The sequence below is a fragment of the Sulfuricurvum sp. MLSB genome (genome assembly GCF_000747095.1).
In the GTDB taxonomy this organism is placed as follows: Bacteria; Campylobacterota; Campylobacteria; order Campylobacterales; family Sulfurimonadaceae; genus Sulfuricurvum.
This window is the reverse complement of sequence record NZ_JQGL01000059.1, coordinates 1-9354: the sequence shown is the minus strand read 5'-3', so window position 1 is coordinate 9354 and position 9354 is coordinate 1. Positions and strand designations below refer to the sequence as shown.

At 46.8% G+C, this 9354-nt stretch carries 10 protein-coding genes; 3 read left to right on the top strand and 7 right to left on the bottom strand.

Going from position 1 to position 9354, the window contains the following annotated elements:
* Together JU82_RS05475 and JU82_RS11825 are read left to right on the top strand one after the other, a co-directional pair.
* A partial coding sequence (locus JU82_RS05475; RefSeq protein ID WP_366921368.1) for a methyltransferase domain-containing protein occupies positions 1–938 on the top strand: 938 nt, incomplete at its 5' end.
* Between the two features lie 33 nt (positions 939–971).
* The gene (locus JU82_RS11825) at positions 972–1619 is read left to right on the top strand and encodes a lytic transglycosylase domain-containing protein (protein WP_294892254.1); all 648 of its coding nucleotides are present in this window, start codon (positions 972–974) and stop codon (positions 1617–1619) included.
* 3 nt (positions 1620–1622) lie between these two features.
* Here JU82_RS11825 and JU82_RS05465 read toward each other — a convergent pair whose 3' ends face one another.
* From JU82_RS05465 to JU82_RS05435, 7 genes are all read right to left on the bottom strand, one after another.
* Positions 1623–2186, bottom strand: a complete 564-nt coding sequence (locus JU82_RS05465; protein ID WP_294892253.1) for an outer membrane beta-barrel protein — start codon at positions 2184–2186, stop codon at positions 1623–1625.
* Between the two features lie 100 nt (positions 2187–2286).
* Positions 2287–2994 carry a YebC/PmpR family DNA-binding transcriptional regulator gene (locus JU82_RS05460; protein WP_037947646.1) on the bottom strand — a complete coding sequence of 236 codons (708 nt, stop codon included), beginning with the start codon at positions 2992–2994 and terminating at the stop codon, positions 2287–2289.
* Between the two features lie 59 nt (positions 2995–3053).
* Entirely contained in the window at positions 3054–3917 is an 864-nt protein-coding gene (locus tag JU82_RS05455; RefSeq protein WP_294892251.1) for a DMT family transporter, read from the bottom strand.
* Positions 3918–3966: 49 nt separating this feature from the next.
* Entirely contained in the window at positions 3967–4689 is a 723-nt protein-coding gene (locus tag JU82_RS05450; protein ID WP_037947639.1) for a hypothetical protein, read from the bottom strand.
* 85 nt (positions 4690–4774) lie between these two features.
* Positions 4775–5302, bottom strand: coding sequence for a YaeQ family protein (locus JU82_RS05445; RefSeq protein ID WP_037947635.1), 528 nt, complete (start codon positions 5300–5302; stop codon positions 4775–4777).
* 176 nt (positions 5303–5478) lie between these two features.
* The gene (locus JU82_RS05440) at positions 5479–6408 is read right to left on the bottom strand and encodes an LLM class oxidoreductase (protein ID WP_037947633.1); all 930 of its coding nucleotides are present in this window, start codon (positions 6406–6408) and stop codon (positions 5479–5481) included.
* Positions 6392–8056, bottom strand: coding sequence for an amidohydrolase (locus JU82_RS05435; RefSeq protein WP_294892246.1), 1665 nt, complete (start codon positions 8054–8056; stop codon positions 6392–6394). The genes JU82_RS05440 and JU82_RS05435 overlap by 17 nt, the downstream gene beginning before the upstream one ends.
* Positions 8057–8163: 107 nt before the next feature.
* On the opposite strand from JU82_RS05435, the gene JU82_RS05430 reads away from it, so the two are divergent.
* Positions 8164–9162 carry a helix-turn-helix domain-containing protein gene (locus tag JU82_RS05430; protein WP_037947630.1) on the top strand — a complete coding sequence of 333 codons (999 nt, stop codon included), beginning with the start codon at positions 8164–8166 and terminating at the stop codon, positions 9160–9162.
* The last annotated feature ends 192 nt before the right edge of the window (positions 9163–9354 follow it).

Here is a 9354-nt window from a genome sequence, read left to right as displayed (position 1 = left end):
CCGTGAAACGATTTACCTCCGAACCGCTCACCGATATCCTCGCATGGATCGAAAACTCTCTGAAAGAATCGGATACGATTACCCTCGAAGTACTCAACCCCGATACGGCCCGCGGAAGCTACGCGGGAGAATCCGTCACGATCGGAGAGGATGAATACCTCTACCGCTCGTACAAAGCGTGGAGTGATCTGGGCGAAATCCTCTTTTGCCGTATGCTGACCCCCGCACCCGCATCCGAACACACCATACGGATCACGTACGAGAAACTCGACCTCAGCGATTCGTTTCACCGTTCTGAGGCCAAAGAGGAAAAATACGGCACCGCGTCGCGCTTCGCGGCCGTACACAAAAACGAAGAGCCGGCCTTTTTACACGCCTACCTACGCGCGCTTCGCAGCGTCCGAGTGGGCGAGCGGGTACGCATTCTCAATCTCGGGATCAATACGGGTGACGAATTCGACCTGATACGCCGAATACTCCCTCCGGATAGCTACCAAAATCTCGAACTCGTCGGGATTGATCATTCCGCCTCGGCCATTGCCCTCGCTCGGGAGCGGTTCGGCGAGGGGAACGCATCATTTTATGTCCATGACATCAACGATCTGGAGTCATTGCAGCTGGGACGGTTCGACCTCATCGTCACGATCGGAACGCTCCAAAGCAGCGGATTGGATTTCAAACCGCTCTTTATGAAACTGGTACAGAAATACCTGACAAGCGACGGAGCGATGATACTGGGATTTCCCAACTGTCGCTGGATGGGTGGAGAGATGATTTACGGCGCCAAAGCTCCGAACTATCCCTATTCGGAGATGTCGCTGCTGGTGAAGGATATCCACTACTGCAAAAAATACCTGCAGCAAAAGAAATTCAGGGTGACCGTCACGGGGAAAGATTACCTTTTCCTCACGGCAACCAAAATCGGGGTTTCCGGTTAAATATATGAACGACGAATATGATACAATATCCCAATGATACGTTATTTACTGCTTTTATCCTTCGTCATCGCCCTCAGTGTGAGCGGCGCTCAACTTCCGACCGACAAAATCAATGCATCGCTGCAGATGCTCGAATCGGACGAAACGCTTTCCGATTCCAAAACGCTCTCACTGCTGCTGGAACGCTATTCCCCTTCCGTTTCCCTGCTGCATAAACGCTATCGTGCCACGACTTCGGAACAAAAAAAGATCGAAGAGGCGTTTGCCGACGCCGGTATCCCTCCGTTTTTTGCCCTGATCCCGTACTGCGAGTCGAAGTTCGATCCCGATGCGCACGGGTACGGGACGGCGGGATTATGGCAGTTTACGAGACAAAGCGCCCGAAATTTCGGACTTACGGTCAAAAAAGGGAATGATGAACGGCTGGATCCTGAGCGTTCGACCGCGGCGGCAATCCGCTACGTCAAAAGCCTCAAACGCCAATTCGGCAGCTGGTATCTGGCTGACTTCGCGTACGGGATGGGTGAGGGGAAACTTCAACAGCTGATCCGGCGCAACGGAAGCAAAAAGCTCTCCGTACTGCTCAAAGACCCGCACTTTCCGGCCGGAACCAAAGCCCATTTTGCCAAAACGCTGCTGCTGCAGGCGAGAATCGCCGCAGCTAAAGAAGAAAAAGAGTAACGATTAAAATCGATAACCGATTTTGACCTGCGCACGGTAGTTGTCGAGGTCTTCTTTGTAGGTATTGGTAAGGTCGGCTTTCTGCGTCCATTGATAACGCACGTCCGCACCCGTGTAGATTTCGCGGCTGATGTTGTATTTCAGGCCCGTTCCCGCTTGGAGGGTGAAGACCGTATCGCTTTTATCCATTTCAGAAAAGATCACCCCGAATCCTGGACCGAATCCCCATTCTACACCGTTGTTCAACGTCACGAGATAATAAGGGTTAAATTCAAGGTTCGTCATTTGCAGACCGTCACTGTTAAAATGGTTCAACATGATCTGCTGTCGAAGATTGTCCCACGGAAGGGTAAATACGGGGCAATCGAGCGAAATCTCGATCCCTGCCGTCGCACCTGACGCACTGACGTTTTTCAGGTTCATATACCCTGCACTGAGTCCCACTTGAATGTTCGGACAGAAACCGGCATCCAAAATCGGGAGGGCTTTGAACTCTCCGGCTCCGGCGGTCGAGCCGATCAAAAGGGATGCCGCTACGGCGGCTTTGGCAAACATGGACAATCTCATTCTCACTCCTGTATAAACGATTAGAAGGTAAGAGTATAGCGCAGAATGGATAAATTGTGATAGATATGTGATAGGTTGAGGGACTCCCCGATGGGGAAAATCAGCCGATGTTGGTGTAAACGGCTTGAACGTCGTCGTCCTCTTCGAGGCGGTCGATCAGTTTTTCGATATCCACCATCTGCTCGTCGGTATATTCGACGGTTGTGTTGGGAATGCGTTCCAGAGCCGCTTTACTCGGCTCAATCCCAAGTTCTTCCAATGCGGCCGAAAGAGCGCCGAACGCCGTGTAATCACCGGTCACGCTCACTTCGCCCTCTTCCTCTTCAAGTGCTTCCAATCCCGCATCGATCAGGGCGAACTCAAGTTCTTCAAGATCCATTTCCGGTTTCGGGAAGCTGAAAACCGCTTTGCGGCTGAACATGAACTCGAGCGCGCCGTTGTTGAGCATCTCCCCTTTGGCCTTGGAGAAATAGCTGCGGACATTTCCGACGGTGCGGGTGTTGTTGTCGGTCGCACATTCGACGAAGATAAGAGCGCCGTGCGGCCCTTTGCCTTCGATGTTGACCTCAAGAATATTCGCCGCATCTTTGCCGAACGCCCGTTTGATCGCCGCTTCGATGTTGTCTTTGGGCATGTTCTGCGCTTTCGCCGTCAAAATCGCCGTACGAAGCTTGGGGTTCATTTCGGGATCGGCACCCCCTTCTTTGGCCGCCATCGTAATGATTTTGCCGAGTTTGGGGAATATTCTCGACATATTCCCCCAGCGCTTCATTTTTGCCGCTTTGCGATATTCAAACGCTCTTCCCATCCGCTATGCTCCTCTAAAATTACTGAAAAAAATTACGGAATTATAGCCGTTTTAGGCGATTATGACAAATGGCGCTTTGGCGAAGAATTGATCAGATAGACCGCGGCCATGCTGATGATTCCCCCGGCCAACAGCGCAACGGAAGGAACCTCATCCAAAAGAAAATAGCTTGAGACCAACGCACAAACGGGGACGAGGAACATATACGAACTGGCCAATCCCGATCCCATTTTCCCCGAAGCAATAAAATAGATCGTCGAGGCAACCGTCTGTCCCAGAACGGCGAGATAGATAAGTGCCGCCCAAAACCGTGCATCCTGCGCGAAAACCGATCCGATACCGTGAGGATACGCGATAAAAGCCATAAACACCGTGGCGACCAGTCCCAGCAAAAACGCGTAGTGGATCGGATCAAGATATCGATGCGACCGCTGCGCCGCAAGAGTCAATGCCGCCCAGACCAACGCACACACGATAAAAATCAGATTTCCGCCGTGGAAAAGAACGTCGCCGTTCCACACCTCGACCATAACCGCACCGCCGATCAAACCGATCACAAGTCCTGTAATATGGCGGCGTGTGGGCGTCATCCCCAATACGGCGATAGCGATCAAAACGGTCAGAACCGGGCTGAGCGTCGTGATAACAACCCCGCCCGCTCCGGCGGTACCTACCGCCACCCCCAAAAACGAGAGCACCATAAAGACGGCGTTCAGCACGCCGCTGAAACTTGCCCATCCCAATGCCCCTACACTCCATCGGATCGGTTTGCGATGCCACCATAAAATAGGCAAAAACGCGACGCTCATCAATGCAAACCGCCAAAACGTCGCAACTTCCCACGGTACGCTTTCGGTGAGGATTTTAAGCGCAGGCCACCCTCCGCCCCAGAGCATCATCGCCAGCATCATTAAAAAAGGCAAAGGGATATTCATCAAAATAAAGACGGGGGCGTAATCTGCCTAAAGCAGTTTACGCATCAATGTAGACAATATCGCTTTGGATATTGTTGAAGAGGAGAGAGCGGTTGTCGACACGGTATTGATACAAAAACGTATGCGGCTTCATGCTGCGCAAAACGGTCGTATTGTAATAGTAGGCGTTCGAACACCGTCCGATATACAAAAAGGAGAACAGCAGCTTGATCCGCGGATTTTCGAAAATCTCGTGCGGCTGCGTCAAAAAGGTCAAACCGAATTTTTTGAGGTTCACCAAATCGAAGGTATAAAAAATAAAGTCCTCGAATTTCGTATAGAACCCTTCCACATCGGCAATATCTTGCATGAAATAGTAATAGTTGTCGAGAAGTTCGCGTTTCTGCATCATTTTCGAGAGCTTGCTTTTGATGTCGCGTTTACTGGCAAAATAAGAAGGGCTTACCGCCATGTAAATGTTTTTACGATCCGAGATGGCCGCATCCAGAGCCGCATCGAACGCATCGCTCTCATCGAAACGCATGTAATGAAAATCGCTCCCGTGCTTGAAACGCTCCTCGATGTGATCGACATCGGGATCGGAAAAATCCAGATACAGCGTCGGCAGCCCGGCGGCGATGACAAATTCGCGGATTTTGTTCGCCAGATGGGTTTTGCCCGAACCCGGTTCGGCGAGAATCAGGGTATTTTCCTTCAACACGCGGTCGTGGAGTTCCAGATTGGCAATAGAGCTTTTAAATTTTCCGATTTTTCGTTTCATGGTCGTATCCGATGGATGAAATAGTGTTACGCAAAGTATAGCCAAATAAAGATAAATGGCCCGAATCGGGAAGACGCTGTGGCGTTTATTGCCACCGCTCTTGCGTTATCGTAACATCCCCCGCATCGGCGTGCAGACTCAGTTCACCGTCGCTGATCGTGGCCGAAAGACGCATCGAACGGCCGTGAAGTTTTTCGATCCCCTCGGCGTGCAGGTGGATCGCTTCAAGGTTTTTGAACCGCGTGAACGCCGCACCGTTCTGCCGCCACCACGCACTCGCGGCCTTGGCGTTGTAGGTATAGATGATGACTCGTTCAGATCGTCCGCACGCTTTGCGCAACCTCTTCTCGTCCACCTGCCCCAGATCGATCCACAGTTGTATGTCCCCGCCGTAATTCTTCTCCCACAAATCGGGCTCGTCCTCTCCCCCGATCCCCTTGGTAATGACGAGACGGTCGGTGGCATTGAGCGCAAAGGCGACGAGACGCATCATCAGCCGCTCGTCGGTCTCGGAAGGGTGCTGGGCGATCGTGATCTCGTGAGTCTCGTAATAGTTGCGGTCCATATCGCTGATGTTCAGCTGCGCTTTGCAAATCGTCGAACCGGCGGCCATAATTGCTCCTTGAATAAAACGGAACTATGACATAGAAGGACTTAGTAACAGGAAAAAAACAAGGGAGTTCCCGCCGAAGCGGGAAAGGGGGGAAAAGGAGATGATTACCCTTTGACTTTCGTTTCGGCTTTGATGTCATACAGTTTTCCGACAACATTAATCAATGTACACTTCTCTTAAATATGTGGCAAAACTTCTTTACCAAGCTGTTCCATAACTTCATTGGCTGGCCGCTTTGAAAGCTTTAAATAAAAGATGATATGATTCACCCCTATACGCTTGATAAGGTTCAGATATTCGATCAGATGATCTTTTCCTGAAGAAAAGCCCAAATGAATTGGAAATGCTTTTGCTTTATCATCTTCTTTTAAATCCAACATCAACCCCTGTGTATAGGGTTTAAAACCCAAGGGATCGGTTAGTTTTCTCCACTGCCCTACAGTCTCTTCTAATTTTTGCAACGGTCTTGGAAAATTTATCCACCCATCACTGTTTTTTGCAATCCATTCAATCGATTGTTGTGCATATCCTGTTGTCATTATCGGGATAGCATTCTCATAAGGTTTAGGCAACATATCACTGTTTGTCATAACCCCTAGAGAATTATGAATCACCGGAAAGTACTCCTCCTGTAAGGCTTTCATATAATGGACACTCTCCTGAAAGCGTTCCTGCCTGCTTGCATACGGTATATTGTACGCTGGGAATTCCAATGGTCTATCACCGCCAGCGACTCCGAGTATAACCCTTCCACCTGATAAAACATCTACGGATGCAGCAGCTTTAAGTGTATCGATAGGATGGTGTAACGGTAAAACTACGCTACCGGTTGCCAACGCTATTGCCGATGTCTTAGACGCGATGTAACTCATGTATACGAAAGGGTCAAAGACCTGTCCGACATCGCCAAAATTTGGGTCTCGTAATGGTATATCACGAAACCATAATGCTTTAAAACCAAGCTCTTCAGCCCTAATAGCGTACTCAATCTGCCACTCCATCGTTGGAATATCTTTGGCAAATGCCTCGATGGGCATAAAGAGCCCGCATGTCAATGTATCCTTGTTGTACAAAGAACGATAAGCCCTGTTAAATTGATTTTTCATATACTATTTTTCCATTCATCATTGTTTTTACTACTTGAATCTTATGCAGCTCTTTTGCATTTGTCTTAAACGGATTACGGTCCAATACAACCAAATCCGCTTTTTTCCCTATTTCTAAAGACCCGATTTCTTTTTCCCGATGCAGCTGAAAAGCGGCATTGATCGTGTAGGCACGTATCATTTGCTCTATGTTCAATCGCTCATTTGGATCGGGCAAGATGGAAGTATCAATGAATGAACTTACCTTCTGTCGGGTAATCCCCATCTGCATTCCATGCAATGGGCTACACTGATCGAGATCATTGTTACATGCAGGAAAATCACTGGAGGAGGATACGATAGCCCCATGTTTAAAAAAGGTGTTATATCTGGCAAGTTTGTTTTCCCATTTATCACCATAAAGCATATAGCGATAGTTGTAATAGCCATCACCCTGTGCATTAAATGGTTGTATGTTGGCAATTACCCCTAAATCTTTAAATCGTTTAAAATCGCTATCACGTACCATGTTAACATGGGCCAGAGTAAAACGGCTATGCGTATGTTTGGCATGATTTTTTGCATATTCGATTGCATCCAGTGCACTATGGACACTTTCATCGGCACTCGTATGAACCATTACATCGAGGTTATGACGCATTAGCGTCAAAAAATAAGGCTTTAGCTCTCTATCATCAAACTGCATCGCAAAATGATCATCATCGGAGTTGTCATTTGAAAACTTTACACTGCTAAGAGTAAACAGGCTAGTATTGTATTTTTTCTGATAACGGATAAAAGTCTTAGCCGCATCTTTGGCATCTTGAGCGGAGAGAATAAAATGAGACCCGAAATATCGCAGCGGTAAAGCACTTTCTTTCTCAAGTTGCCGCAATGCTTCAAAGGAGTATGTTTCGACCGCCGGAGCCCCTGCATCGAATAACGCCGTAATCCCCTGCGCGGAAAGCTTCGGTAAATACTCTTTAAGAGAACCGTAAAAAGATGCTTTACTACCTATTCCCATTTTCGCTAAATGAGGCCAAAAAGCGCACCCTTCCACCAAAAATCCTGTCGGATTACCTTCATCATCCCGTACATAATAATGAATACCCGGCTGCGGATCGGGAGTCTCTTTATTAATTTTCAATATCGAAAGGGCTTTTGAATTCACCCATGCACTGTGCCCGTTGTTCGAGATTAAAAACACAGGTCGATTCGAAATCACACTATCAAGCTGTGATGCGCTCGGACCGTTTGGACCGAAAGTATAAGGGTAGAATCCAAATCCGGTGATAACGGATGCATCGGAATGGGAATCGGCATATCGTTTGATCTCATTCAATATTGCACTTTTCCCTTTGACTTCGAGCAGATTGACCCCTTCGTTCAGCAAAACGGAGGCCATGGCGATATGGGTATGGGCATCGATGATCCCCGGCATCACGAACGAGCCGTTCAAATCGACAATTTCAGAATTACGTTTTTTATAACGAAAAGCTTCTTTCGTCGTACCGACATAGCGTATCATATCGTGGTCGATAACAATGGCATGTGCCCAAGGATTTTTTTGGTTGACGGTATAAATGGCACCGTTGATGAAGATAGTATTGCTCTGTAAGTTCATCGGCATAAAAAATATGCCTATAAGACAATAAACAATGTGTAACATATTGTTCCTTGATAATAAACTGACAATAGATTATGTCTTTTAGCGCTATCATGTTCAAGAGTCATTTTTGACACTGTTAATGCCTATTATGACAATGTGGAGATTTTATGGATTTTTGTTTTAGTTCTATTAATCAGACTGCTCCAGTCAAAGTTGCCATCTTAAACCTTGAACATGTTCTAGCCTCATCAATTATTGGGATCATAGATATATTTTCCATTACTAATACTTTTTGTTGTTGCAAGGGTAGAAGCAGGTATTTTGAAGTGACAGTCATTGATATAGATCAAACTGCTAAAAACTTCAACACCACAATCACTTTCCCAAGTATCCAACCCGATAAAAGCCAAACTTACGATTTAATCATTGTTCCGCCAATTATTAATTTGGAACATAATTTTAATGTTTCCGAAAATCTAATCTCATGGATACGAGCCATGTATCAAAAAGGCAGCTATGTCTGTTCTGTATGTATTGGCGCTTATATCCTCGCCGGTGCCGGTCTTTTAACTGGGAAAAAAGCAACTACACACTGGGCTGTAGAATCAAAGCTGCGCAGTGAGTTCCCAGAAATAGACCTTCAAATCGATAAAATAATTATTGAAGACGATAATATCATCACTTCTGGCGGAGTAAGTACCTACGTAGATTTATGCTTATATATCATTCGAAAATTCATTTCGATTGATGCCGCTTATAAATGCGCCAACTATTTAGTTGTTGATAGCGGGAGAACATCCCAAAAGCCATATAAGGATTTAACCATTGTAGCATCACATAATGATATGGAAATAAATCGTTTGGTAGGATGGATCAGTACTAACTATACCAAAACATTTACGATCAAAACAATGGCGCGTAAAATATCATTAGGAGAGCGAACATTTTTACGAAGATTTAAAAAAGCCACAGGTGAATTGCCAAACACATTTGTTCAAAAGGTACGTGTACAAAAAGCCAAAGAATTTTTAGTCAATACAAATGAAAGTTTTGAATCTATTACCGAGCTAGTAGGATATAGAAATACTTCCTCATTTAGGCGACTATTTAAAGAGATGACTGGATTAAATCCGGGTGAATATCGACATTCTTTTATGGTGCAGTAAATGTTTTTCATTATTTCTGGACATTGAAGACATGAGGATTCCCGCCGAAGCGGGAGAAGAAAAAAGGGTTGTTTACCCTTTGACTTTCGTTTCGATCGTCGCAACGATGCTTGGGTCTTCGAGAGTCGAGATATCCTGCGTGATCGCTTCGCCTTTGGCGATGGAGCGAAGGATGCGGCGCATGATTTTGCC

Coding starts and splice junctions, on each gene's coding strand:
- JU82_RS05445 (WP_037947635.1), bottom strand. CDS start 5,302: ATGGCCGCCGGTTCGACGATTTGCAAAGCGCAGCTGAACATCAGCGAT.
- JU82_RS05440 (WP_037947633.1), bottom strand. CDS start 6,408: ATGAAAAATCAATTTAACAGGGCTTATCGTTCTTTGTACAACAAGGAT.
- JU82_RS05430 (WP_037947630.1), top strand. CDS start 8,164: ATGGATTTTTGTTTTAGTTCTATTAATCAGACTGCTCCAGTCAAAGTT.
- JU82_RS05460 (WP_037947646.1), bottom strand. CDS start 2,994: ATGGGAAGAGCGTTTGAATATCGCAAAGCGGCAAAAATGAAGCGCTGG.
- JU82_RS05450 (WP_037947639.1), bottom strand. CDS start 4,689: ATGAAACGAAAAATCGGAAAATTTAAAAGCTCTATTGCCAATCTGGAA.
- JU82_RS11825 (WP_294892254.1), top strand. CDS start 972: ATGATACGTTATTTACTGCTTTTATCCTTCGTCATCGCCCTCAGTGTG.
- JU82_RS05465 (WP_294892253.1), bottom strand. CDS start 2,186: ATGAGATTGTCCATGTTTGCCAAAGCCGCCGTAGCGGCATCCCTTTTG.
- JU82_RS05435 (WP_294892246.1), bottom strand. CDS start 8,056: ATGTTACACATTGTTTATTGTCTTATAGGCATATTTTTTATGCCGATG.